The organism is Microbacterium sp. NPDC077391 (genome assembly GCF_040686955.1).
GTDB lineage: Bacteria > Actinomycetota > Actinomycetes > Actinomycetales > Microbacteriaceae > Microbacterium > Microbacterium commune.
Window position 1 is genome coordinate 87,319 of sequence record NZ_JBFBMI010000003.1, and the last position, 24,900, is coordinate 112,218.

24 protein-coding genes are annotated in these 24,900 nt (G+C 69.5%); 20 read left to right on the forward strand and 4 right to left on the reverse strand.

Going from position 1 to position 24,900, the window contains the following annotated elements:
• Nucleotides 1–31: 31 nt before the first annotated feature.
• The 9 genes from AB0O65_RS08610 (at nt 32) to rplI (ending at nt 7,638) form a co-directional block, all read left to right on the forward strand.
• Complete coding sequence (locus AB0O65_RS08610) at nt 32–1,009, forward strand: glycosyltransferase family 2 protein (RefSeq protein ID WP_363384156.1); 978 nt, start codon at nt 32–34, stop codon at nt 1,007–1,009.
• Nucleotides 1,006–2,367 (forward strand): polysialyltransferase family glycosyltransferase, encoded by a 1,362-nt coding sequence (locus AB0O65_RS08615; protein WP_363384159.1) that lies wholly within the window; start codon nt 1,006–1,008, stop codon nt 2,365–2,367. The genes AB0O65_RS08610 and AB0O65_RS08615 overlap by 4 nt, the downstream gene beginning before the upstream one ends.
• Nucleotides 2,364–3,527 (forward strand): acylneuraminate cytidylyltransferase, encoded by a 1,164-nt coding sequence (locus AB0O65_RS08620; RefSeq protein WP_363384162.1) that lies wholly within the window; start codon nt 2,364–2,366, stop codon nt 3,525–3,527. The genes AB0O65_RS08615 and AB0O65_RS08620 overlap by 4 nt, the downstream gene beginning before the upstream one ends.
• Nucleotides 3,528–3,641: 114 nt before the next feature.
• Complete coding sequence (locus tag AB0O65_RS08625) at nt 3,642–4,514, forward strand: N-acetylneuraminate synthase family protein (RefSeq protein WP_363384165.1); 873 nt, start codon at nt 3,642–3,644, stop codon at nt 4,512–4,514.
• Nucleotides 4,511–5,842 carry a DUF6716 putative glycosyltransferase gene (locus AB0O65_RS08630; protein ID WP_363384168.1) on the forward strand — a complete coding sequence of 444 codons (1,332 nt, stop codon included), beginning with the start codon at nt 4,511–4,513 and terminating at the stop codon, nt 5,840–5,842. Before AB0O65_RS08625 ends, AB0O65_RS08630 begins: the two co-directional genes overlap by 4 nt.
• A 120-nt stretch (nt 5,843–5,962) precedes the next feature.
• A complete protein-coding gene (gene rpsF, locus AB0O65_RS08635) occupies nt 5,963–6,355 on the forward strand; it encodes a 30S ribosomal protein S6 (RefSeq protein WP_071641240.1) in 393 nt (130 codons plus the stop codon).
• A 5-nt stretch (nt 6,356–6,360) separates the two neighbouring features.
• Complete coding sequence (locus AB0O65_RS08640) at nt 6,361–6,858, forward strand: single-stranded DNA-binding protein (RefSeq protein WP_191712420.1); 498 nt, start codon at nt 6,361–6,363, stop codon at nt 6,856–6,858.
• A gap of 61 nt (nt 6,859–6,919) precedes the next feature.
• Nucleotides 6,920–7,174, forward strand: coding sequence for a 30S ribosomal protein S18 (gene rpsR / locus AB0O65_RS08645; RefSeq protein ID WP_071641238.1), 255 nt, complete (start codon nt 6,920–6,922; stop codon nt 7,172–7,174).
• An 11-nt stretch (nt 7,175–7,185) separates the two neighbouring features.
• Nucleotides 7,186–7,638: a 50S ribosomal protein L9 gene (gene rplI, locus AB0O65_RS08650; protein WP_071641236.1), complete on the forward strand. Its 453-nt coding sequence runs from the start codon at nt 7,186–7,188 to the stop codon at nt 7,636–7,638.
• Nucleotides 7,639–7,897: 259 nt separating this feature from the next.
• Here the strand turns inward: rplI and AB0O65_RS08655 are convergent, their stop codons facing one another.
• Nucleotides 7,898–9,307: a chaplin family protein gene (locus tag AB0O65_RS08655; protein WP_363384173.1), complete on the reverse strand. Its 1,410-nt coding sequence runs from the start codon at nt 9,305–9,307 to the stop codon at nt 7,898–7,900.
• A gap of 84 nt (nt 9,308–9,391) precedes the next feature.
• Nucleotides 9,392–10,408, reverse strand: coding sequence for a hypothetical protein (locus tag AB0O65_RS08660; RefSeq protein WP_363384175.1), 1,017 nt, complete (start codon nt 10,406–10,408; stop codon nt 9,392–9,394).
• Nucleotides 10,409–10,535: 127 nt separating this feature from the next.
• Between AB0O65_RS08660 and AB0O65_RS08665 the strand changes: the two genes are divergently transcribed.
• The 8 genes from AB0O65_RS08665 (at nt 10,536) to AB0O65_RS08700 (ending at nt 20,139) form a co-directional block, all read left to right on the forward strand.
• Nucleotides 10,536–11,567, forward strand: a complete 1,032-nt coding sequence (locus AB0O65_RS08665; protein WP_363384178.1) for a Gfo/Idh/MocA family oxidoreductase — start codon at nt 10,536–10,538, stop codon at nt 11,565–11,567.
• A 210-nt stretch (nt 11,568–11,777) separates the two neighbouring features.
• Nucleotides 11,778–13,073: an extracellular solute-binding protein gene (locus AB0O65_RS08670; protein WP_256221006.1), complete on the forward strand. Its 1,296-nt coding sequence runs from the start codon at nt 11,778–11,780 to the stop codon at nt 13,071–13,073.
• A gap of 77 nt (nt 13,074–13,150) precedes the next feature.
• Nucleotides 13,151–14,173: a sugar ABC transporter permease gene (locus AB0O65_RS08675; RefSeq protein ID WP_363384181.1), complete on the forward strand. Its 1,023-nt coding sequence runs from the start codon at nt 13,151–13,153 to the stop codon at nt 14,171–14,173.
• The gene (locus AB0O65_RS08680) at nt 14,170–15,090 is read left to right on the forward strand and encodes a carbohydrate ABC transporter permease (RefSeq protein WP_071641216.1); all 921 of its coding nucleotides are present in this window, start codon (nt 14,170–14,172) and stop codon (nt 15,088–15,090) included. Before AB0O65_RS08675 ends, AB0O65_RS08680 begins: the two co-directional genes overlap by 4 nt.
• Nucleotide 15,091: 1 nt before the next feature.
• A complete protein-coding gene (locus AB0O65_RS08685) occupies nt 15,092–16,531 on the forward strand; it encodes a GH1 family beta-glucosidase (RefSeq protein WP_225211050.1) in 1,440 nt (479 codons plus the stop codon).
• A 97-nt stretch (nt 16,532–16,628) separates the two neighbouring features.
• Nucleotides 16,629–17,657, forward strand: coding sequence for a LacI family DNA-binding transcriptional regulator (locus tag AB0O65_RS08690; protein ID WP_071641306.1), 1,029 nt, complete (start codon nt 16,629–16,631; stop codon nt 17,655–17,657).
• A 391-nt stretch (nt 17,658–18,048) separates the two neighbouring features.
• Entirely contained in the window at nt 18,049–19,443 is a 1,395-nt protein-coding gene (gene dnaB / locus AB0O65_RS08695; RefSeq protein WP_071641214.1) for a replicative DNA helicase, read from the forward strand.
• Nucleotides 19,444–19,491: 48 nt separating this feature from the next.
• Nucleotides 19,492–20,139: an LON peptidase substrate-binding domain-containing protein gene (locus tag AB0O65_RS08700; RefSeq protein WP_191712426.1), complete on the forward strand. Its 648-nt coding sequence runs from the start codon at nt 19,492–19,494 to the stop codon at nt 20,137–20,139.
• Between the two features lie 9 nt (nt 20,140–20,148).
• On the opposite strand, the gene AB0O65_RS08705 is transcribed toward AB0O65_RS08700, so the two are convergent.
• Nucleotides 20,149–20,646 (reverse strand): DUF427 domain-containing protein, encoded by a 498-nt coding sequence (locus tag AB0O65_RS08705; protein WP_363384187.1) that lies wholly within the window; start codon nt 20,644–20,646, stop codon nt 20,149–20,151.
• A gap of 50 nt (nt 20,647–20,696) precedes the next feature.
• Here AB0O65_RS08705 and AB0O65_RS08710 point away from each other — a divergent pair, with 50 nt between their 5' ends.
• Entirely contained in the window at nt 20,697–21,494 is a 798-nt protein-coding gene (locus tag AB0O65_RS08710) for a DUF2071 domain-containing protein (protein ID WP_363384190.1), read from the forward strand.
• 40 nt (nt 21,495–21,534) lie between these two features.
• On the opposite strand, the gene AB0O65_RS08715 is transcribed toward AB0O65_RS08710, so the two are convergent.
• Nucleotides 21,535–22,722: an AI-2E family transporter gene (locus tag AB0O65_RS08715; RefSeq protein ID WP_191712429.1), complete on the reverse strand. Its 1,188-nt coding sequence runs from the start codon at nt 22,720–22,722 to the stop codon at nt 21,535–21,537.
• A gap of 54 nt (nt 22,723–22,776) precedes the next feature.
• On the opposite strand from AB0O65_RS08715, the gene AB0O65_RS08720 reads away from it, so the two are divergent.
• Nucleotides 22,777–23,259 (forward strand): hypothetical protein, encoded by a 483-nt coding sequence (locus tag AB0O65_RS08720; RefSeq protein ID WP_363384194.1) that lies wholly within the window; start codon nt 22,777–22,779, stop codon nt 23,257–23,259.
• Nucleotides 23,256–24,869 carry a DUF5671 domain-containing protein gene (locus tag AB0O65_RS08725; protein WP_363384198.1) on the forward strand — a complete coding sequence of 538 codons (1,614 nt, stop codon included), beginning with the start codon at nt 23,256–23,258 and terminating at the stop codon, nt 24,867–24,869. The genes AB0O65_RS08720 and AB0O65_RS08725 overlap by 4 nt, the downstream gene beginning before the upstream one ends.
• The last annotated feature ends 31 nt before the right edge of the window (nt 24,870–24,900 follow it).

Genomic DNA, 24,900 nt, shown 5'->3' on the forward strand with positions numbered 1-24,900 from the left:
GCCCGTAAGAGCGGCCAGGCACGATGACGCCGTGCCCGCACCGTCGATGACCGTGATCGTCCCCGCGAAGGACGCCGGCAGGTTCATCGGCACGGCTCTCGAGACCCTCGTCCGCCAGTTCCCCGACGATCACGCGCTGAAGCTCGTCGCGATCGACGACGGCTCGAGCGATGACACCGGGGTGATCATGCGCCGGTACGCCGAGCGGTTCGCGCATGCCGAGGTGATTCGCAACGGCACCCCCAGAGGGCTCGCCACCGCCCGCAATCAGGGCCTGGCGTACGTCGAGGGCGACTCCTTCTGCTTCCTCGACGGTGATGACTGGATGCAGCCCGGCCGGTTGCCTGCCCTGCAGCGCGCACTGCGCGCCCTCGGCTGCGACTTCGTGCGCACCGATCACGTCACGGTTCAGGGAGCGGAGCGGCGGCTCGTGCGCGCCCCGTTCACCCATCGCGGGATCGTCGTCGATCCGCGCGAGGCGATCCTGCCCGTCGAGGACCGCACGATGGTCGACTATCCGTTCGCGTGGGCGGGTCTGCTGCACCGCCGGATGCTCGACAGCGGCGTCGCCGCGTTCAGCAATGGTCTGTTCACCGCCGAGGACCGCCCCTGGATCTGGCGGCTGCACCTGCACGCGCGGTCGTTCGCCGTCGTCGACGCCCCGCACCTGCTGTACCGCCGGGGTCTCTCCGACTCGCTCTCCAAGACGCTCGATCGGCGCCAGTTGCACTTCTCCAGGGCTCTGAGCGAGGTGCTCGATCTCGTCGAGGCGGATCGGGATGCCGATCAGCTGCTGCCCAAGGCGGTGTTCAGCGTGCTCGCGCTCAGTTCGCATCACCTCGTGCGCGCTCGCCGCATGCAGCCTGCCGTGCGGAGAGAGCTGCGTGCCGGCATCCGGGATCTCATCGCTCGCCTGCCTCGCGACCAGGCGCGGACGGCGAGCGACCGCATCGGCGGCTCCCGTAGGCGGGTGCTCGCGCGGGTGCTCCGGGACGCGGATCACGCATGAGCGGGACGATTCAGCTGTTCGCCCTGCACAGCGCCTACGGGCTGATGACGGCAGTCGCCGCCATTGATGCAGGGCTGCTGGGAGATGACGATGTCGAGCGCATCCTCGTGCCGATGAGCACCGCCGCGGTGCCCGAGACCGCACCCGATCTCGAGAGCGTGCCCCGGCTGGCCCCGCTGCGCGCGCGATTCGACCGCATCGAGCCGCTGAACCCACTGCTCGATCCGCTGCACCCGACCACCTGGCACCCCGGTGAGCAGGAACTGCCGATGCTTGAGCGGCTGCTCAGGCGTACGTGGGCCCTCCACGACGCCCGGCTCGAGCTGTTCGTGCAGTCGCCGCAGGTCGCACCGGCGCGCACGCTGATGGCGCTGTTCTCGCAGGCGCAGCTGAATGTCATCGGCGACGGGCTCATGACGTACTCGCCGATCCGCAGCGCCATGCCACGGCAGGTCACCGAGCGCGTCGCCCGCGTCGTGCACCCCGATGTCGTGCCGGGCGTCGTACCGCTCGTCTTCGCCGAGACCGGCGCGATCCCGGTGCCGGTCGACCCTGCGGATCACGGGCGGGTGCTGTGCGAGGTGGGGCAGGCGCAGCCGGATGCCGCTCTGGACGCCCTCGTGTCGCCCGACGTCCCGACGGCACTGGTCATCGGGCAGTACCTGTCGGCTCTCGGGCTGATGAGCCAGGACGACGAGACGTCATTGCAGACGCGGATGATCGACCGGGCGGCGGATGCCGGCGCGCAGCGCGTCGTGTTCAAACCGCACCCCTCCGCGCCGCCTGCGTTCTCGGATGCGCTCGGGCAGCGGGCATCCGCTCGAGGGGTCGCCTTCGCCACCTACGCCGGCGACCAGCCGGCGGAGTACGTCGCGCACCGCCTGGGGGCAGCGGCGGTCATCGCCGGGTTCTCGACCGCTCTGCCGACAGCGCGAACGGTGTTCGGGATCCCCGGACACGCCGTGGGATCCGACACGGTGCTCGCACGACTCACACCGTACGAGAACAGCAACCGAGTGCCCGCCGCCATCGTCGACGCCCTCGAGCGCGGCATCGCGACGGATGAGCTGCAGGGCATCGTCGACGCCGTCGGATACGCCATGCAGCCCCACATCGTCGGGCATCTTCGGCCGCGCGCGATCGCGGCGCTGGCGGCCATGACCGGCCGCGACCGTGAGCGATACGTGCCATCCGACCGACTGCGCGCCCTCGACCTGCCCGGTGCGCCCGCGCGGGGTCGGTGGCAGCGGCCGGGTGGCCAGGCCGGGGGAGTCGGGCGCTGGGAGGAGCTGCAGCTCACCGCAGCGGGCGCGAAGCGCCGCGCCCGCAGAGTCTGGAAGGCGGCAACCGGCCGATGACCGAGAACGAGCTCACTGTCGCGATCATCCCCGCGCGCGGCGGGTCGAAGGGCGTGCCGGGTAAGAACCTGCGGCGGGTCGGCGGGATATCGCTGGTCGAACGCGCGGTTCGCGCTGCTGTCGAGGCTCGAGGCGTGGACCTGGTGGTCGTCAGCACCGACGATGCCGAGATCGCACGCGTCGCCGCCGCGGCGGGTGCGCGGGTCATCACGCGCCCAGCCGATCTGTCGAGCGACACCGCGACGTCCGAGAGCGCGGTGCTGCACGCCCTCGACGCGCTCGCCGCCGACGGCGTCCTGGTCGGCACCGTGGTCTTCGTGCAGGCGACGTCCCCCTTCATCCCGAGCGAGGGCATCGCCGAGGCCGCCGCGCACATCGCGACCGACCGCTACGACAGCGTTTTCTCCGCTCACGAGACCTATGGCTTCCTCTGGCGACGGGATGCCGATCAGCTGGCCACCGCGGTCAACCACGACGCCTCGAACAGGCCGCGCCGGCAGGACCGCGAGCCGCACCACCTCGAGACCGGGGCGTTCTACGCCTTCACCGCCGATGGCTTCCGCACGGCGGGTCACCGGTTCTTCGGCCGCATCGGCATCGTCGACGTGCCCGAGACCTCCGCCATCGAGATCGACGACGAGCACCAGCTCGCCGTCGCAGACGCTCTCGCGGCGCTCGACCCCGCACCGGATGCCCCGATCCCGGCATCCGTGCTCGTCACCGACTTCGACGGGGTGCACACCGACGACACGGCCACGGTCGACACCGAGGGCCGCGAGTCGGTGCGGGTGAGCCGGGAAGACGGTATGGGCGTCTCGCGGCTGCGCCGCGCGGGTATCCCGATGCTCATCCTCTCCACCGAACTGAACCCCGTCGTCGCTCGTCGGGCTGAGAAGCTGCAGGTGCCGGTGCTGCACGGCATCGAAGACAAGACCGCCGCTCTGGAGTCGTGGGCCGCCGAGAACGGCATCGCGCTCGCCGACATCGCCTACGTCGGCAACGACGTGAACGACCTCGCCGCCCTCGACATCGTCGGCTGGCCGATCGCCGTGGCGAACGCCCACCCCGCCGTGAGGGCGGCCGCGCGCGTCGTCCTGACTCGTCGCGGTGGCGAGGGAGCGGTGCGCGAGGTTGCCGAGCGCATGCTCGCCGCGCGCTGATTCCCGCCGCCCCGGTTCGCCGTACGAGCGTCGGCAGCCGGTCACCGGCTCGACGCCGCAGGTTCACCCGAGCCGCGTAGACCGGGAGGACACGACCGGAAACGGAGGGTCCTCATGACCGTCACCATCGCAGACCGCGTGATCGGCGGGGGCCGTCCCACGTATGTCATCGCCGAGATCGGCCTGAATCACAACGGCGATGTCGAGATCGCCAAGCAGCTCATCGACGTGGCCCGCGCCGCCGGCGCCGACGCCGTGAAGTTCCAGAAGCGCACTCCGGAGATCGCCACTCCCGAGCACATGCGCGACGTGTCCCGCGAGACGCCCTGGGGCACCATGAGCTACCTCGACTACCGCCGCAGGGTCGAGTTCGACCGCGAGCAGTACATCGAGATCGGCGACTACGCGACGATGGCAGGCCTGCACTGGTTCGCCTCGCCGTGGGATGTGCCGAGCGTCGAGTTCCTCGAGGACCTGAACGTGGTCGCCCACAAGGTGGCATCCGCCAGCCTCACCGACACCGAGCTGCTGCAGGCGCTGCGCGCGACCGGCAAGCCCGTCATCCTCTCCACCGGCATGTCGACGATCGAGCAGATCGACCGGGCGCTCGACACGCTGGGCACCGACCGCACCATCCTCATGCACGCCACCTCGACGTATCCGATGGAGTCGGGTGAGGCGAACCTGAAGATGATCGCCACGCTGCGCGACCGCTACGCGGGCGTGCCGGTCGGCTACTCCGGCCATGAGCGCGGCCTGCAGATCTCGCTCGCCGCCGTCGCGCTCGGCGCAGTGGGGGTCGAGCGCCACGTCACACTCGACCGCGCAATGTGGGGCTCGGATCACGCCGCGTCCCTCGAACCGGCGGGTCTCGAGCGCCTGGTTCGCGACATCCGCGTCATCGAGGAAGCACTCGGTGACGGAGTCAAGCGCGTCTATCCGGGCGAGCTCGCTCCCATGGCCAAGCTGCGTCGCGTCGGGGCATGACTTTCCCCGGCAGCCGGCCGCCCCGCCTGCGGGTGGTCGCCATCGGCGACGCCGACTCGTTCGTGAAGTGGGCCGCCCACCTCATCGACCAGGTAGACGACATCAGTCAGCACCTGCTGCTGGTGCACACGCCGCTGGTCGTGAGCGATGCGCAGCGGGATGCCGCGGTCGCCGGCACCCGCTTCGCTGACCACCCCGCGTCGATCACGCGGATCGCCTTCGACGACGTCGCCGACTGGCTCGCCAGAGACACTCCCGACGTCGTCGTGCTCGCGGGTCGCGCCCCGTTCGTGCGTCTGCTCGGACGCGAGATCGACCGGCTCACCCGCCGTCCTGTCGTGGTCAGCGGTCTGCCGGGTATGTCGATCCCAGCGCTGCGCGGCGCACTCGAGTATCGCCGGCACTGCGACCTCGTCGTGGTGCACTCGCACCGCGAGGTCACCGCGTACACGCGCCTCGGCCGTGCCCTCGGCGCCACGGTGCCCGTGGGGCTCGCGACGTTTCCGTTCGCGAAGCCGGCTCGGGTGGCGAGCACAGGCACCGACCTCGTGTTCGCCGCGCAGGCGCTCGTGCCGGGTGATCGTGCCGAGCGGCGCCGCATCGCCGAGGTCCTGCGCCTCGCGGCGGTGGCCGACCCGTCGCGCCGCGTCGTCGTCAAGCTGCGCTCGCGGCCAGGTGAAGTCGAAGCGCATCAGGAGCGCGACGGCTACACCGACCTGCTCGAGAACGCCCCCGAGAACCTCGTCTTCTCGTTCGCGCCGATGGCCGAGGCACTGGCCACTGCCGAAGGCCTGGTCACGGTGAGTTCGACGGCGGCCGTGGAGGCGCTGGCCGCGGGCGTCCCGGTGATCGCACTCGACGACTTCGGCATCCGGCCCGACCTGCTCAACCGCGTCTTCGACCGCAGCGGGCTGCTCGGCGGCGGAGACGACGTGGTGGCGCGGCGCTTCCGGCATCCGGACCCGCAGTGGGCGGCGGCCAACTACTTCCACGATTCGCGCGATTCGCGATGGTGGGAGCAGGTGCGCGCGCTGGTCGCGCAGCGACGCCGCGGCGCCCTGCCCGTGCGCACGGTGCCATTGCCGCGCGGCGGTGCCCTGCACGCAGCGTGGCACCGCCGGATGGTGCTCGGCGACGCCGACCGCACACCGTCGGGACGCATCGCGGCCGTGCTGGTGACGCCGGCGATCGCAGCGCTGGCCGCGCTGAAGCGCCGCCGTAGCCGAGCGGCTGTTCCGGATGCCCTGGCAGCGGACTTCACGCTCGCGCCGAGCCCGCTCGCAGAGCCGGTGCGACGACGGTCGGAAGCATCCGCGTCGATCCGGTAGACTGTTGTGGTTGTCTGCCCGTCGGCATCCATTCGGGAAGCCGCGACAGACGACGTGCTACACACCCTCCTGCTTCCGGGAAAGTCCCGGGAGCCGTTCTAGTCCGAAGGAGGTGGGTAAGTGACGCACCAGTACGAGCTCATGGTCATTCTGACCCCCGAGCTGGACGAGCGCCAGGTTGCCCCCAACCTCGACAAGTTCCTGAAGGTCATCACCAACGATGGTGGCTCGATTGACAAGGTCGACATCTGGGGCAAGCGTCGTTTCGCCTACGAGATCAACAAGAAGAACGAGGGCATCTACGCCGTCGTCAACTTCACCGCCACCAGCGAGGCCACGGTCGAGCTCGACCGTCAGCTGAAGCTGAGCGAGCTCGTGTTCCGCACCAAGGTTCTGCGTGCCGAAGAGGCACAGGCCATGGTCGCCGCCGAGGCCAAGCGCGCCGCCGACAAGGCTGCTCGCAAGCCCAAGACGGCCGCGCGCCGGGCTGAGCCTGCCGAAGCCAAGGCCTGACGCTCATGGCCGGCGAAACCGTCATCACCGTGGTGGGCAACCTCACCGCAGACCCCGAGCTGCGTTACACGCAGAACGGACTGCCGGTGGCGAACTTCACCATCGCCTCGACCCCGCGCACGTTCGACCGTCAGGCCAACGAGTGGAAGGACGGCGAAGCGCTGTTCCTCCGCGCCTCGGTGTGGCGCGAGTTCGCCGAGCACGTGGCAGGTTCCCTGACGAAGGGCATGCGCGTCATCGCGCAGGGCCGTCTGCGTCAGCGCTCCTACCAGGACCGCGAAGGCAACCAGCGCACCTCGATCGAGCTGGAGGTTGACGAGATCGGTCCGTCGCTGCGATACGCGACGGCACAGGTCACGCGGGCCGCATCCAACGGTGGCGGTGGACAGTCGCGTCCGCAGCAGCAGCAGCAGGTCTCGGACGAGCCGTGGTCGACCCCCGGTTCCTCGAGCGCTGACGCCTGGAGCACTCCGGGCAGCTTCGGCGACGACACCCCGTTCTGAATTCCGGGTCCCTGAGCCTGTCGAAGGGCTCGGGCATCCGATCATCTCTTAAGGAAGAAACATGGCTGGAAAGTCGAGCGGCGATCGCCGCAAGCCGCGGAAGGGTGGCAAGCCCACCGCTCCCGCGAAGTCCATCCGCGTTGGCGTCATCGACTACAAGGATGTCGCGACGCTTCGCAAGTTCATCTCGGAGCGCGGCAAGATCCGTGCCCGTCGTATCACCGGTGTCTCCGTGCAGGAGCAGCGTCTGATCGCCAAGGCGATCAAGAACGCTCGCGAGATGGCTCTCCTGCCCTACGCCGGCGCTGGCCGCTGAGGGGTACGGACATGGCAAAGCTGATTCTCACGAACGAGGTCGCCGGGCTGGGTAGCGCCGGAGACGTCATCGAGGTCAAGAACGGGTACGCCCGCAACTACCTCGTCCCCAAGGGCTACGCCGTGGCGTGGACCCGTGGTGGCCAGAAGCAGGTCGAGTCGATCCAGGCAGCCCGCAAGGCCCGCCAGATCCACGACCTCGACGAGGCGACCGCACTCAAGAACAAGCTCGAGGGCACCAAGGTGCGTCTGGCCGTCAAGGCCGGCGCCGAGGGTCGCCTGTTCGGCTCGGTGAAGACGGCCGATGTGGCCGACGCCGTCGCAGCTGAGGGCCTCGGCTCGATCGACAAGCGCAAGGTGCACTTCACCTCGCCGATCAAGACGACGGGCGAGCACGAGGCGACGGTTCGTCTGCACGACGACGTCACCGCCGTGATCACCCTCCAGGTCACCGCCGCGAAGTAATCTCGCTGCACCAGCAGGCCCCCGCCATCTCCGGATGCCGGGGGCCTTCTGCATGCGTGCCCGATGAGTTCGCCCCTGTCGCGTGGTGCGTGGTCGAATACGTACGCTTCCGCGGGCGCTCGCGTGCGTTTTCGACCCCGCACCGACGCTGCGTCGGAGCGTCGGAGCGTCGGAGCGTCGGATGCCGGTCGACGGATGCCGGTGGGCATGCCGGTGCGGCGGATGCGCTGTCATGTCGCATCCGCCGCACCGGCTGTGGTCAGGCCGCTGCGCGGGCGCGTCGGACCAGCGCGCCACCGATGAACAGCATCAGACCGGCCAGCAGGGCAAGGGCCGGGGCCATCTCACCACCACCGGTCATGGCCAGCGCCCGGGTGCCGCTCGCGGCGGGGATCACGGAGGCAGCGCGCGGCGACGTCACGAGGGCCGCGGGGTCGATGCCGGCATCCGTCGCCTGGTCGGCGCCGGGCTCGCTTCCCTGGTCGGTGCCGGGGACGGTCCCCGGGTCAGTGCCCGTGTCGGTGCCGGGATCGGTGCCTGGCTCGGCCCCCGGATCGGTTCCCGGGTCAGTCCCGGGATCAGTACCGGGGTCGGTACCGGCATCGGTGTCGCCGGGAGTGGTTCCCGGGACCTCCACCGTGCTGTCGCCGATCAGGGAGATGCCGTTGCCGCCGATCGTGATGGGCGCGGTGATCGGAAGCAGCACCTGCGTGCCGCCGAGGATCCCACCGCTTCCATCCGTGGTGGGGTCGGCTGCGGGCGCACCGGTCGTCGGAATGCTGTCCGATCCCTGGGCTGCCGTGGCGTCGCCGAGGACGGAGATGCCGTTGCCGGTCACCGTGATCGGTGCGGTGATGGGTGCGAGCACCTGCGTGCCGCCGAGGGTCCCGTCGTTTCCGCTCGTGGTGGCGTCGGTCGCGGGTGCCTCGGTGGGTGCCGATGTGCCCGTGGTTCCGTCTGCAGCCGTGGCCTCGCCGATCAGGGAGATGCCGTTGCCGCCGATCGTGATGGGTGCGGTGATGGGTGCGACCACCTGCGTGCCGCTGACGATCCCGTCGTCTCCGCTCGTGGTGGCGTCGGTCACCGGCGCCGAAGCGGGCTCCGAGGCGGTGTCCGATCCCTGGGCGCCGGTGGCGTCCCCGAGCACGGAGATGCCGTTGCCGGTCACCGTGATGGGTGCCGTCACCGAGACGAGGCCCTGCGTGCCCGACAGGATCCCGTCCGACCCCGACGTGCTGACCGCCGCAGGTGCAGGTGCAGGTGCAGGTGCGGGCGCTGCGGCATCCGACTGAGCGGAGGACGAGCCCAGGACGCTCACGGCGTTCCCCGACACGGTCACCGGTGCGGCCACGTCGATGAGCGCCTGAGTGCCAGAGACCACGCCGTTGTCGCCGCTGGTCTCCGCGGGAGCCGCGGGAGTCGCAGCGGGAGCCGGTGCCTGAGCCGCGGGCGCGGCTTCCGGCATCGAGCCGGCGGCCGCGTCACCGAGCAGCGATACGGCGTTCCCGACCACGTCGACCGGTACCGTGACCGGTGCGAGGATCTGCGTCCCCGAGAGAAGACCGTCCTCCCCATTCGTTTCGGCCGCGTTCGCGGCCGTGGCGCCGAGCAGCGAGACGCCGCCGGCGATGAGCGCGCCCCACAAGGCGTGCTTGACGATAGTGCGCATGAGAATTACTCCTGATCTGTGCGAGAGGAAGATCACACGGTCGTGTGATCCGGGCGTGCCGATGCAGAATCGGCTGCCCTCTCGTCAGTCAGGAGAGACGTCGGTGCTGCCCGCCGGAGAATCCGGCAGAGCAGCATCCACGGGGATGCCCGTCCGGGAAGACGCCCCGAGATCGAGACGTGCGGAGGGAGGGCGGTCGGAACTCGTACCGGGCGCAGGCCCGCTGCCGCCGGCGGCGGAGGTCGGAGCGGCGACGCCGGGAGAGCTCGAGGGCGCACCGGGCTGCTCTCCCGACGGAACGGTCGGCTGAGCGTGGGAATCACGAGGGAGTATCGCACCGGCATCCCGCATCACGGCGGGCAGGGCGGATGCCGACGGCTGCGCCACAGGCGTCACGGCGACGACCGACGCAGGCTCGACAGCCCACCCCGACCCGCTGTCCGCGCCGGGATCCGCCGGGGAGCCGTCGGCATCGAGCGGGACCTCGAGGTCGGGAACCACGGCATCGCCGGTGCTCGGGATGCCCGGCTGAAGCCCGCCGACGACGGGGTCGACCGTGGTGCCGATCACAGGCGGAACGATCTCGAGAACGCTGTCGACGCCCGTCGCCACCTCGTCCACGAGGTCGGTCGCGCCGAGTCCGTCGACGACCGAACCCACCACGGGGACACTGCGGACAGCATCCGTCACCGGGGTGACGATCGCACTGACCGGAGCGGACGCCGCGACGTCCTCGACGGTCTTCGTCACGGTCGACACGGTGTCGCCGGTCTGCGCGATCACCTGCGCCGCGGGCGCGCCGACGACCGGAACCGAGGCCACGGTCGTCGTCGTCTTCTCCACGACCTGCTGGACGGTCGAAGTGACCGGAGCGGCCACCTGCTCGACGGTCGAGGTCGCCGCCTTCGCGACCGGGGCGACCACACCGCCCAGCGTGTCGCCCACCAGCGACGTGAGTCCTGACAGGGGCGCCGGGGTCTCGTCATCCGCTCGAGCCTCGCTGCCGGAGAGCACCGCGCTGAGAAGCGCCCACGCGAGCACGAAGAACGCGCCCCAGAGGTACACCGCAGTGCTGCGGACCCCTGTCGTCTCGACGTTCATGCTCAGCCCCCGTGCAATCCGAGAATTCTCCGATCGTGCCCAGGACGATACCCGACCACCTCGAAACCGTCCACCCCTCGAGTCGGCCGGGAAGCCCGCTCGTCGTCGTGCACTAGGTTCGGGACTCATGACCGCGCCGCTGCTCACCATGCCCACTCCGCGAACGGCACCGCTTCGGGGCGGACCGGTTCTGAACTGGGGTGTCATCGCGCCCGGCGGCATCGCCACCGACTTCGTGCATGCCCTGCACACGCACACCGACCAGCGGGTGATCGCCGTGGCCTCACGATCGGTCGATCGCGCCCACGAGTTCGCCCGGCGGCACAGCATCGCCCGCGTGCACGAGGACTACGCCGCGCTGTACGACGACGAGCAGGTGCAGATCGTCTACATCGCGGCGCCGCACAGTGAGCACCGTCGCCTCGCGCTCGATGCGATCGCCGCCGGCAGGCACGTGCTCATCGAGAAGCCGATCGCCGTCTCCGCCGACGAGGCGCGCGATATCGCCGCCGCTGCCCGCGCGGCCGGTGTCTTCGCGATGGAGGCGATGTGGACCCGCTTCCTTCCGCAGACGGATGTCATGCTGCACCTGCACGAGGACGGCGTCATCGGCGATCCGCGACTGGTCATCGCCGATCTCGGGTTCGCCGCCGACCCGCGTGCCGGCGGACGTCTCTTCGATCCGGCGCTGGGCGGGGGCGCACTGCTCGACCTCGGCGTCTACCCCGTCTGGCTCAGCCACCTGTGGCTGGGGGCTCCCACCGCGGTCACGGCCCGCGGCACCCTCACCGCCTCGGGCGTCGATCAGCAGAGCGCGCTCGTTCTCGACTACGCGTCGGGCGCTCAGGCGCTGCTGAGCACGAGCATCCGGGTGACGTCGCCCGGCTCGGCATCCGTCTCGGGATCGCACGGCGGACTGCAGGTCGATCCGTCGTTCGTCTTCCCCGGGGGATTCTCGGCAGAGCACGGCGACGCACGCGGCCGCTTCGTCGACGTCTCCGGTCTGACCCACCGCGACGGGATGGCCTGGCAGGCCGCGGCCGTCGCGCAGCACATCGATGACGGGCTTCGCGAGTCTCCGCTGCACCCGCTGCGGACCTCGATCGACGTGCTGGCGACCATCGACGAGGCGCGTCGCCGGCTGGCGATCACAGCCTGACGAGGCCTGCGAGGTCTCCCGCGCGCACACCGGCTAAGCCCGGGCGTTCCGGCGTGCGGTTGCGGGTCTTCCGTGGGAGCGCGCCCATGAACCTCTTGACAGGTCGCAAAAACCCGGCGTATCGTGAACGCCGAAGCCGCTGGGAGCGCTCCCACGTAAATCATGGGAGCGCTTGCATGCTTCGCCCGAAGCGCACACAAGGGAGTGACCGTGAAATCAGCACGAAGCAAGATCGCCGCGTCCGTCGCCGGCGTCGCCGCCGTGGCCCTCATCGCCACCGGATGCTCGACGGGGGGTGGCGCCGAAGCGAGTGACGACCAGATCACCCTGTCGATCACGACCTTCGGCACCATGGGCGTCGACGCGAAGTACGCCGAGTACATGAAGCAGAATCCGAACATCAAGATCGAGGCGACCAACCTCGAGGGGGGCGGCGCAGCCCGCGACGACGCCTACGCGAAGATCGCCGCAGGCACCGGGCTCAGCGACATCGTCGCGATCGAGGAGGGCTGGCTCGGCACGATCGCCGAGGTGTCCGACGCGTTCGTCGACCTGCGCGACTACGGCATCGAAGACGTCAAGGACTCCTGGCTCGACTGGAAGTACGAGCAGGGCACCACGGCCGACGGTCAGGTCATCGGCGCCGGCCTCGACATCGGGCCGCAGGGCCTGTGCTACCGCGGCGATCTGTTCGAGGCCGCCGGCCTGCCCAGCGAACGGGAAGAGGTGGCCGCCTACTTCGGTGGTGAGGACGCCACGTGGGATCGCTTCTTCGAGGTCGGCGAGGAGTATGTCGACAAGACAGGCAAGGCTTTCTACCACAGCCCGCGGTTCTTCTGGAACTCGTTCGTCAATCAGCAGGAAGAGGGCTACTACAAGAAGGACGGCGAGACGCTCAACATCGAGGACAACGATGTGCTGAAGGAGCATTTCGCCAAGATCGTCGAGGCCGAGAAGGCCGGGCTCGGCGCAGGCCTTCCCGGCTGGGAGGTCGGGCCCGAGGCCAAGGCCGGCGACTTCGCGGTCTACATGTGCCCGAGCTGGATGCTCGGCATCGTGCAGGGCTACTACGACGAGGGCACCACCGACAGCGGCTGGGACTTCGCGAACGTGCTTCCCGGCGGCGCCGCCAACTGGGGCGGTGCGTTCCTCGGCGTCGCATCCTCGTCGGAGCACAAGGAGGAGGCCGCCAAGCTCGCGCTCTGGCTCGCATCGCCCGAGCAGCAGGCATCGGCTTTCGAGAAGGCGGGGCCGTACCCGAGCACGACCGAGGGTCAGAAGCTCGTCGCCGACACCACCAGCCCCTTCTTCAACGACGCGCCGATCGGCCAGATCTTCGCCGAGCGCTCGAAGGGTGTCGTCGCTCAGGTCAAGGGACCGGAGGACTCCAACATCCAGGACAACGTCTTCGGGCCGATCTTCGACCGCGTCAGCCAGGGCGAGGTCACCGATCCCGACAAGGCCTGGGACGCCGCCATGGAACTGCTCGACCAGATCCCCAGCTGACCGCCCGGGCGGCTCGACGCACGTCGCCGAGCCGCCCGAGCATCCACCCCGCACTCGATCCCGCGATTGGTTCAACGATGAGCAGCACAACCGGCAGAGCCGCCCGCACGGAACTCACGTTCCGTCAGAAGGTCAGTCGTCTCGACCACACCTTCTCCCCGTACCTGTACATCGCGCCGTTCTTCATCCTGTTCGCGCTGATCGGCGTCTTCCCCATCGTCTACACGTTCAACGTGTCGCTCTACGACTGGCATCTGCTGAAGGGCCAGGGCGACTTCGTGGGGCTGCAGAACTACGTCGACATCCTCAACGACCCGTTCTTCTGGAACGCGTTCGGCAATACGTTCAGCATCTTCCTGCTCTCGGCCATACCGCAGCTCGTCATCGCCACGGTCGTCGCTGCGCTGCTGAACCAGGCGATCCGCGGTCGCACGTTCTGGCGGATGAGCATCCTGCTGCCCTACATCGTCGCACCGGTCGCGGTGACGGTGATCTTCCTGCAGGTCTTCAACCAGTACCACGGGCCTGTCGCCGGTCTGCTCGAACTGCTCGGTCTCGATCCGATCCGCTGGTCGTTCGACGTCTTCCCGTCGCACGTCGCGATCGCCACCATGGTGAACTGGCGCTGGACCGGATACAACGCCCTGCTCCTGCTCGCGGCCATGCAGGCCGTGCCGCGCGACATGTACGAGTCGGCCACCATCGACGGAGCCAGCAGGCTGCGTCAGTTCTGGTCGATCACCCTCCCGCTGATCCGTCCGACGCTGATCTTCGTCGTCATCACTGCGACCATCGGCGGGCTGCAGATCTTCACCGAGCCGAAGCTCTTCGACGGCCGCACCTACGGCGGCAGCGACCGGCAGTTCCAGACGATCGTGCTCTACCTGTACCAGCTCGGCTTCCCCATGCGCGACTTCGGCCGCGCGTCCGCGACGGCGTGGATCCTGTTCCTCGTCATCATGCTCGTCGGGCTGCTCAGCTTCATGATCACCCGAGCGATCCGCACCGCCGACGAGAAGACCTCCACGGTGCGCAAGACGCGAGTCCCGTCCCGAAAGCAGACGCCGGTTCCGGCTCACACCCAGCAGGGAGCATCATGACCGCCCTCCTCACCCCCGCACCGGCGCCGGAGACGGATGCCAGGGCAGAGCGCCGCACGACGGCATCCGAGCGCCGCGCTCGCCGCGTGCGCGCCTACGAGCGCCCAGGGATGCTCACGTACGCCCTGCTCATCGCGTACTTCGCCGGCTCGGCGTTCCCGCTGTGGTGGTCGTTCGTCATCTCGTCCCGCCAGTCGTCCGACACCAACCTCGTACCGCCGGCGGTCCTGCCGGGGCCGAACTTCCTGTCCCACGCCGCCGAGGTGTTCGAGACGGTTCCGTTCCTGCTGTCGCTGATCAACAGCGCGGTGATCTCGGCCGCGATCACCCTGTCGGTGGTGTTCTTCTCGACCCTCGCCGGGTACGCCTTCGCGAAGCTGCGCTTCCGCGGCCGCAGCGGACTGCTCGTCGCAGTGATCGCCACCATGGCGATACCCACCCAGCTGGGCATCATCCCGCTGTTCATGCTGATGGCGGAGTGGCGCTGGGTGGGCTCGCTGCAGGCGGTCATCGTTCCCGGCATGGTCACCGCCTTCGGGGTGTTCTTCATGCGGCAGTACCTCGTCGACGTGATCCCGGACGAGCTGATCGAAGCCGCGCGGATGGACGGTGCGAGCATGTGGGGCACCTTCTGGCACGTGGCGCTGCCCGCGGCGCGTCCCGCCATGGCGGTGCTCGGTCTGTTCAGCTTCATGGCCGCGTGGACGGACTACCTGTGGCCGCTGCTCGCCCTCACACCGCGAAATCCCACGGTGCAGACCGCGCTGGCGGCGCTGAGCGCAGCCGGGGGACAGAACCCGGACAACGCCCTCGTGCTCGCCGGGGCCGTGCTCTCGGTGATCCCCCTCCTCATCCTCTTCTTCGTCGCGGGCCGCCAGCTCGTGACCGGAATCATGCAAGGCGCAGTGAAAGGCTGACATGACCATCGAGATGCAGGCGCACACCAGAGACAGCCCCGATTACCGGGATGTCGGGCTGGAGTTCCCCGCCGGGTTCCTGATCGGTGCGGCCACCGCCGCGTACCAGATCGAGGGCGCGGCCACCGCAGACGGGCGAGGCCCGTCGATCTGGGACACCTTCAGCGCGACACCGGGCAGGGTCGTCGACGGCGACACGGGAGATGTGGCCGTCGACCACTACAACCGGCTCGACGCCGATCTCGATCTCATGGCCGACCTGGGGATCGAGGCGTATCGGTTCTCGATCTCCTGGCCGCGCATCCAGCCGACGGGGTCCGGTCCGGTGAACGAGGCGGGCCTGGCGTTCTATGAACGTCTCGTCGACGGTCTGATCGCCCGCGGCATCCGTCCGATCGCCACTCTCTATCACTGGGATCTGCCGCAGGCGCTCGAGGATGCCGGTGGATGGACCAACCGCGAGACCGCCTACCGGTTCGCCGAGTACACCCGTCACGTCGCGGAGGCGCTCGGTGAGCGCGTGCATGTCTGGACGACCTTGAATGAGCCGTGGTGCAGTGCGTTCCTCGGATATGGGTCGGGCGCGCACGCTCCCGGCCGCACCGACGGCGTCGCCGCACTGCGGGCCGTGCACCACCTGAACCTCGCCCACGGCCTCGCCGTTCAGGTGCTGCGAGAGGTGGCGCCGCGCGCGCAGGTGTCGGTGACGCTCAACTTCCACGTGATCCGCGGAGCAGACGGCCCGGACTCCGAGGCCGTGCGCCGTATCGACGCCCTCGCCAACCGGTCGTTCACGCATCCCATGCTCGTCGGCGGCTATCCCGACGATCTCATCGACGACACCGCGGCGGTCACCGACTGGCTGTTCGTGCGGCCCGGCGACACCGAGATCATCCGGCAGCCGATCGACTTCCTCGGCGTGAACTACTACTCCACGACGCGGGTGCGGATGTGGGACGGCATCGCCCCGCGGCAGCGAGCGGACGGGCACAAGGACGTCGGCGGCTCGGCCTGGCCGGGCAGCGACGACGTGGAGTTCCTCACGCAGGACGGCCCGTACACGGCGATGGGATGGAACATCGCTCCCGACGGACTCGAGGAGCTGCTGCTGAGGCTCAGCCGCGAGCATCCGGGACTCCCGCTCGTCATCACAGAGAACGGTGCGGCTTTCGACGACGAGCTCAGCGGCGATCGCGTGCACGACGACGCCAGGCTCGACTACCTGCGCCGTCATTTCACGGCGGCTCATCGTGCTCTGCAGCAGGGCGTCGACCTGCGCGGGTACATGGTCTGGTCGCTGTTCGACAACTTCGAGTGGGGCTACGGCTACAGCAAGCGCTTCGGCATCGTGCACGTCGACTACGAGACGCAGGAGCGCACCGTGAAGGACAGCGGTCTGTGGCTGGCGCGGCTCATCGAGGAGCGCCGGATCCCGGAGTGAGACGCCGCGCCGGCGTGGCGTACGGTGAAGACATCCATCCTCGACAGCGAGGTGCTCACGATCGCGCCGGATGCGCAGCAGGAGACGAAGAGTGACGATGAACGCGTCTCGCAGCGCGCAGCCCTGGGTGCCGACCCTCGAGGAGGTCGCGGCACTCGCCGGAGTGTCGAGTTCGACCGCATCGCGGGTCATCAACGGATCGCCCCGGGTCACCGAGAGCACCGTCGCGCGCGTGAACGCGGCGATCGCGAAGGTCGGATACGTGCCGAATCGCGCGGCGCGCAGCCTCGCGCGCCGCAGCACGCAGACCGTCGCGATGATGATCCCCGAGCGCACGGCGGAGTTCTTCGCCGACCCGTACTTCGCAGAGGTGATCCAGGGCGCCGCGATGTACGCGTCGTCGACCGAGTACTCCCTCACCCTGCTGATCGAGTCGGAGAACGACCCGGAGAAGACGCACCAGCTTCTTCGGCGCGGCAACGTCGACGGTGCGCTGATCCTCTCGCACCACAGTGCCTCCTCGTCGTATCGCGAGCTGGCGCGCACGCTGCCCGTCGTCTTCGGGGTGCGCCCGCCGGGGGAGACGGGCGAGGAGATCCACGTCGTCGACGTCGACAACACCGCGGTCGGTGCACTCGCGACCCAGCACCTCATCGATCGCGGTCGGCGGCGGATCGCCACGATCAGCGGACCGCTCGACACGACGGCCGGGCAGGAGCGCCTGCAGGGGTGGCGCGACGCGGTCTCGGCGGCGGGTCTCGAGGAGATCGCCAGTGAAGAGGGCGATTACACCCCGAGTGGGGGAGCGGCGGCCGCGCGTCGGCTGCTCGACGCGGGGGTGCAGATGGATGCCCTGTTCGTCGCGTCGGCACAGATGGCTGCCGGCGCGCTGGGTGTGCTCAAGGAGCGCGGCATCCGGGTTCCGGACGACGTCGCCGTCGCCACCGTCGACAACAACGTCTTCTCGACGAGCGCGTCTCCGCAGCTCACGACGGTCGATCTGCACACCGCCGCGAAGGGTGCGGCGATGATGGCGACTGTCGTGCGGCTGATCCGCGGGGAGCAGCTGGATGCCGAGGCGGCGCTGCCGCTCGACCTCGTGGTCCGCGAGTCCACAGGCTGTTGACGGGCGCGGCGCGCCCGGGCGGGATCGAGCTTGACTTTCCCCAGGTTCTGCACATCAGGAGCGACGCGCCGGAACCTTCAATCTCACGTTGAAGCGGGATTTCCTCCACAGGCTGGGGAATAGAAGAAAACCTGATCAGACTAGAGAAAAGTCCGAGATATCAAATCTCTCCACCGAGTTGTCCACACCCGTTCTGCACAGACACTCCAGAGTTCTTCGCACACTCTCCACAGAGTTATCCACAGGCCCGGTTGCATGGGGATAACCCGGCTTCTACCTTGGGGGAGACCGGATGTCGGTGGTGCATGTTCTTCTTGTGCCCGAGGCCGACTGCCCGCCGGTCGCAAGCGCCGGTGACGTGTGTCCAGTCGTGCCGGCCGGGAGGAGCACGGTGTCGATCGCAGATATCTCGAACGAGCGTCTGGGTGGCTCTCGCAGCCCCGAGCGCACCCCGCCGCATGATCTCCTGGCAGAGCAGAGCGCGCTGGGCGGCATGCTGCTGTCGAAGGATGCCGTCGCCGATGTGATCGAGATGCTCAAGGGCGCCGACTTCTACGTGCCCAAGCACGAGCTCATCTTCGAGGCGATCCTGTCGCTGTACTCGCACGGCGAGCCCACCGACGTCGTCGCCGTCACCGACGAGCTGATCAAGACGGGCGAGCTGGGGCGCGCCGGCGGGGCCGACTACCTGCATACCCTCACCTCGATCGTGCCGACCGCGGCGAACGCCGGCTATTACGCGGGCATCGTCGCGGAGCGAGCCATCCTGCGGCGCCTCGTCGACGCGGGCACCCGCATCGTGCAGCTCGGCTACGCGGGCGAGGGCGACGCCGCCGACATCGTCAACAACGCCCAGGCCGAGATCTACTCGGTGACCGGCTCCGAGACGGCCGAGGACTACGTGCCGCTCACCGTCGCCGTCGACGCGGCCGTCGAGGAGATCGAGGCGGCCAACGGCCGTGACGGCACGATGACCGGCATCCCGACGGGGTTCCGCGAGCTGGACGAGCTGACCAACGGCCTGCACGGCGGACAGATGATCGTCGTCGCCGCGAGGCCGGCTATGGGTAAATCAACGCTGGCTCTGGATTTCGCCCGGGCTGCGGCCATCGGCCACAACGAGCCGTCGATCTTTTTCTCGCTCGAGATGGGCAAGAGCGAGATCGCGATGCGCCTGCTCAGCGCCGAGGGCGCCATCCCGCTGCAGAACATGCGCAAGGGAACCCTCGACCCGCGGGACTGGACGACCGTCGCGGCCACCCGCGGACGGATCAACGACGCCCCGCTGTACATCGACGACAGCCCGAACATGACCCTCGTCGAGATCCGTGCCAAGTGCCGTCGGCTCAAGCAGCGCGAAGGCCTGCGACTGGTGGTCATCGACTACCTCCAGCTGATGACGAGCGGCAAGCGCGTCGAGTCGCGTCAGCAGGAGGTCTCGGAGTTCTCGCGTGCGCTCAAGCTGCTCGCGAAAGAGCTGCAGGTGCCGGTGATCGCGCTGTCGCAGCTGAACCGTGGTGCCGAGCAGCGCTCCGACAAGAAGCCCGCGATCAGCGACCTGCGCGAGTCCGGCTCGATCGAGCAGGACGCCGACATGGTGATCCTGCTGCACCGCGAGGCCGCGTACGACAAGGACATCCGCCCCGGCGAGGCCGACCTGATCGTCGCCAAGCACCGCAACGGCCCCACCGCGACGATCACCGTCGCCTTCCAGGGGCACTACTCGCGGTTCAAGGACATGGCGCCGGGTGACTTCGGCGGTGGCGGGGGCGGCGACTTCAACTGAGCGTCGCAGCCGGGTGACGCAGCCCCGTCGGAGTGGTTTACTGGCGCGATGGCAGCCACGGCGATGTTTCCGCTCGAGACGGTGCTGTTCCCGTACACACCTCTCGCCCTGCGCGTCTTCGAAGAGCGGTATCTGAAGATGCTCGGTGCAGCTCTCGAATCCCACCAGCCCTCGTTCGGGGTGGTGCTCATCGAGCGCGGGTCAGAAGCCGGGGGAGGGGACACCCGGTTCCACACCGGCACGATGGCGCGGATCGTCGAGGTCGCGGCCACCGAGCGTGACATCGAGCTGCTCGTCGTGGGGGGAGAGCGCATCGAAGTGGGCGCGTGGTGGAACGACGAGGCGTACCCGACCGCCGAGGTGCACACGATCGCCGAACTGACCTGGGATCCGGCACTCGCCCCGCTGCGCGCCGAAGCCGAGAAGCATGTCCGTCGTGTGCTCACGCGCGCTGCGCTCAGCTCGGGCAGTCGATGGGATCCGAACATCGAGATCTCCGACGATCCGCTGGAGTCGTCATGGCAGCTCGCCGCGATCGCGCCGTTGGGGCCCATCGATCAGCTCGAGCTGCTGCGCTCGAGCTCCCTCGCCGGTCTGCTCGCCCGCCTCATCGATCTCACGCTCGAGGCCGAGCAGATCCTCACCGCGACGTTCGACGGCGGCCGCGACGACGGCGAACCCGGGCTCACCGCCTGACCCGCGGGGTCACCACCCCATCGACCCGGGTTCCCCCTTGAACGGGCCGCGGATGCGGGAGGTGATCCAGCCGCCGTAGAACCGGCCCGGCTGCGGAGTGACCTGCTCGTCGCCGACGGTGCAGGCATCCATCTCGCCTGCGTAGACCGCGACCCGCCCACGCAGCGACTCGAAGCCGCGCGCAGGCTGCGGGTACGTCCACGCGGCCCGGCTGACGATCCGTGATCCACCGTGCACGTCGAAGTACGCCGCCCCGCCCTTGAACTCGCAGAACGACGACCCCTCCGTCGGCACGAGCGCACCCTCGAGGAACGAATCGGCGGGCAGGTAGTAGACCGGCGGATGGCTGGTCTCGAGTACGCGGACCGCGTCGATGGTGTCGGCGATCAGCACACCGCCCAGGCGGATCGTGATCCGCTGCGACACCGGCTCGACGCGCGGTGGCCGCGGATAGTCCCACACCGACTCCTCGCCGGCGCGGACGGGTTCGGGCTCGGGCCTTCGCATACCGCGAGGATACCCGCGGCGAGGCGCCGTCGGACCCGCCGAGTGCGAGAATGGCAGCCCCGCTCTCGACCGTGCGAATGGACGTCATGGACCTCTCCGCCACGCCCCCGCCGCTGCGCGGACGCACCGTCGCGGCTCAGGCATGGCGCGACGTCGCCTTCGTGCACTGGCGGGTCGACCCCGAGGTCGTGCGCCCGCTCATGCCCCGCGGCGTGCGACCGGATGTCTTCGACGGGTCGTCCTGGGTGGGACTGATCGCCTTCGAGCTCGGCGCCGCTCGCATCGGACCGCTGCCGCCGGCGCGGCGCTGGGGCACCTTCACCGAGATCAACGTGCGCCTGTACGGCATAGACGACGAGGGCCGTCACGGCGTGGTGTTCGCTTCCCTGGAGGCCGCCAGCCTGCCCGCCGTCATCGGCGCGCGTGCCCTGTTCTCCCTGCCGTACATGTTCGCGCACACCGACAAGCGGCGTCTCGAGGGCTCCGGTCTCAGCCTGCGATACACATCGCAGCGCCACACCGCGCGCCCCGGCGGGCGCGGCCCGGGCTTCGACCTCACGGTCGACGTCGACACCTCCTGCACGGTGCGCGACGACCTGTCGACCTTCCTCACCGCGCGCTGGGGGCTGTTCCAGACCCGGTTCGGGCGCACGCTGTGGCTGCCGAACACGCACGAACCCTGGACGCTGCATCCCGCCCGCGTGCGCCATCTGGAAGACGAGCTGTGCGCGGCCGCCGGCCTTCCCGGCATCGTCGACGCCCCGCCCGAGTCGGTGCTGTTCAGCCCCGGAGTGGATGCCCGCTTCGCGGCGGGTTCGACGATCCGCGTCGCACCCGACCGGCGGTGACCCGCGCTCGCCGTCGGATCCGGGTGGCGCGGGACCGCCCTCAGGCGACCTCGACCGCGGTGCTCTGCGCGGCGCGGGGCTCTCGCGGCTTCCGCCGCGCCCACTTCGCGGGCAGGTTCTCACCGTCCCACACCTGGATGATGCCCCACACCGCGGCCGTCACCGGCACGGCGAGCACCGCGCCGATCAGTCCGCTGAGGGCGGTTCCGACCGCCAGGGCCACCAGGATGACGAACGCGTGCAGCTTCATCGTGCGTCCCATCAGCACCGGCTGCAGCAGGTTGCCCTCGAGCTGATTGACCAGCACGACGACGGCGACGACGAGCAGGGCGCTCACCCAGCCGTTCGCGACGAGGGCGACGAGCGCCGCCAGCACGCCGGCGAGCGTCGCACCGACGATCGGGATGAACGCGAGAAGGAAGACGAGGACGGCGAGTGGCACGGCGAGCGGCACCTGCAGGATGAGCAGGCCGATCAGGATGCCGACGGCGTCGACCAGGGCGACCGTCGCGGTACCCCGCACGTAGGAGCCGAGCACGCCCACGGTCTTGTGCCCGATCCGGCGCGCGCGGCGCTCGCCCTCGCCGTGGAACGGACGCAGCAGGAACTCCCACATCTGCGGGCCGTCCTTGAGGAAGAAGAAGAGGATGGTGACGAGCAGCACGAAACCGGTGACGAAGCTCGCGACCGCGCTGACACCGGCGAGCGCGCCGGAGCCGAACTGCGCGCTCGTGACGAAGTCGGTGAGCGTCTTCGTCCACTCCTCGATCTGCTGCGGGGTGAACAGCTGGAACGGCAGCGTGTCCGTCCACTCGATCACATGGTCGATGCCCTGCTGCGCCTGCGAGTACAGGTCGTCCCACTGATCCCGCACGGCCCAGACGATCATCCAGCTCAGGCCCGTCAGCACCGCGACGATCGAGAAGAGCGTGATCATGGTCGCGGCGAGGTCGGGTACTCGGTGGCGGCGCAGCCAGTTCATCGCCGGGGCGAAGGCGCACGCAAGGATCAGCGCGATCGCCAGGGGGATGGTCACCAGCGTCAGGTACCGGATGACGAACACGATGCCTGCGGCGACGGCGACCACCAGCAGGATCTGGATCGAGCGGATGCCGAGGCGACCGAACCCGTCTGCCCACAGGCTCCAGGGGGGACGCGTCGCGCGGGGTTCGATCGTCGGCTGATCGAGCTGGACGTGCGCCGATCGCTCTCTGCGGAACAGGCTCATGCCATGAGCCTAAGGTCCCTGTACCGCCGAGGTCGTATGCGCCACCATGGGCACATGAACGAAGTCGATGCGGCGAGCCCGCGATCTCAGTCAAGGCGATGGAGTCCGGTGATGCTCGGCCTGATCGCGGTCGTGGTCGTCGTGGTCGCCGTGGCGCTCGTCGCGATCTTCACCCGCGACGGCGACAGCGTGTACCCCGCCGACTCCCCGGAGGGCGTCGTGCAGCGGTACGCGCAGGCGGTCGTCGATGGCGACTCCGCCGCCGCACTGGCGCATCTGGTCCCCGAGTCAGCCGAGGAGTGCGAGCGGTGGGACACCGGCGCGGCCGACTACCGCATCACGCTGGTGCGCAGCACGGAGCGCGACACGACGGCACGGGTCGAGGTGATCGTCTCCGAGGTCGTCGGCGGCGGACCCTTCGGGCGCGACGAGTACCAGAACCAGGAGGTGTTCGACCTCGAACGCGTCGATGGCGACTGGAAGCTCGTGACGACGCCCTGGCAGTTCCGGATCTGCGCCGAGAAGGTGCAGCCATGACCGTCGCGGTGGTGCGGAGGCTCATCGTCTTCGCCTTGCTCTTCGCGCTCGTCTCGATCGCCGCGGTCGGCGTGGCGGGTCTGCTCGAGCGGGTGATCGGGCTCGGCTCCGTGCTCGTCACCGACACCGCCGGGCTCGCCAGGGCACTCGCCTTCGTCCTGATCGGTGCCCCGCTCGCGGTGCTCGTCTGGCGCTGGGAGCGCCGCCGACTGGCCGAGCCGCTGGAGCGCTCCTCGCTCGTGTGGTCCGTGTACCTGGCGGCGATGACGCTGACATCGCTCATCTTCGCCGTCGCGCTCGCGGCATCCGCCATCGCCGCGGGCATCGAGGGGGAGTGGCGGCCGAGCGAGGCGGCCGGGGCAGTCGTCTGGGCAGGTGTGTGGGTGTGGCATCGACGGATGCGTCGCAGTCCGGTCACCGCGCCGACGCGCCTGCCGGCGCTCGGCGTCGAGCTGTCGGCGCTGTTCGGTCTCGTCGTGGCGGCGGTCGGTGCCGGTTCCGCGCTGGCCGCGCTGATCTCACAGGCGCTCGCGCCGGTCGCGCCGGTGTTGCTCGATTCGCGACCGTGGTACACCGCGGTGCTGCAGCCGCTGGTCTGGGCGGCCGTCGGCGCGGTGGTGTGGTGGTGGCACTGGACGCGGGAGCAGGCATCCGGCACGCCCGATGCTCTCGCCCGCGTGCTGCTGGTGATCGTGGTGGCGGGCTCCGCCGGGGCCGCGCTCTTCGGGATCGGCACCGTGCTCCTCACCCTGCTGCGGCTGCTGTTCGACGACGATCCCGCGGCGGAGATCCTGTCGCCGCTCGGTGCGGCCGCCGGCGCCGCCCTGGTGGGCGCGATCATCTGCGACGCGCATGCGCGAATGCTGTCTGCGCGCGGTCCGCGGGTTCGCGGCGCTGCGCGGCTGGCCGTGTCCGGGGTGGCTCTCATCGGCGCGGCCAGCGGCTTCGGAGTCGTGGTCAACGCTCTCCTCGCCGAGATCGACGTGACGCTGCTCGCCGACGACACGCGCACCCTGCTGCTGGGCGGTCTCAGTGCGCTCGTGGTGGGCACGGCGGCGTGGTGGGGCACCTGGCGTCCTGGTCGCGCGGTGACCGAAGAGCAGTCCGGAGACATCGCGCGCCGCGTCTACCTGGTGGTCGTCTTCGGCGCCAGCGCCGTGGTCGCGCTGGTGACGCTGCTGCTCATCGGCTTCCGGCTGTTCGAGGTGCTGCTCGCGGCCGGTGGCGCCTCCCGCATGCAGGGCGGACTCATCGAGCGCATCCGCGCTCCGCTCGGGCTGCTCAGCGCGACCGTGCTCGTCTTCATCTACCACTTCGTCGTCTGGCGACGCGATCGAGCGATCGCGCCGCCCACCAGCAGGGCACCGGGCATCGAGCGCGTGGTGCTGGTCGCCGCTCGCGGATCCGCGCCGCTCGCCCAGCGCATCCGCGAGCTGGGCGGCGTGCGGGTGACGCTGTGGGAGGCATCCGACGATCGCACTCCCGCCACGGAGGCGGATGCCGACGAGATCGTGCGGCGGCTGCACGCGCTCACCGCGACGCGAGCCCTCGTCGTCGCCGGTGCCGGGCAGGCGCCGCGGGTGATCCCGCTGGCGGGATCGGCGGGCTGACCGCGGGAATGAATCGCCGGGGCGTTTAGTT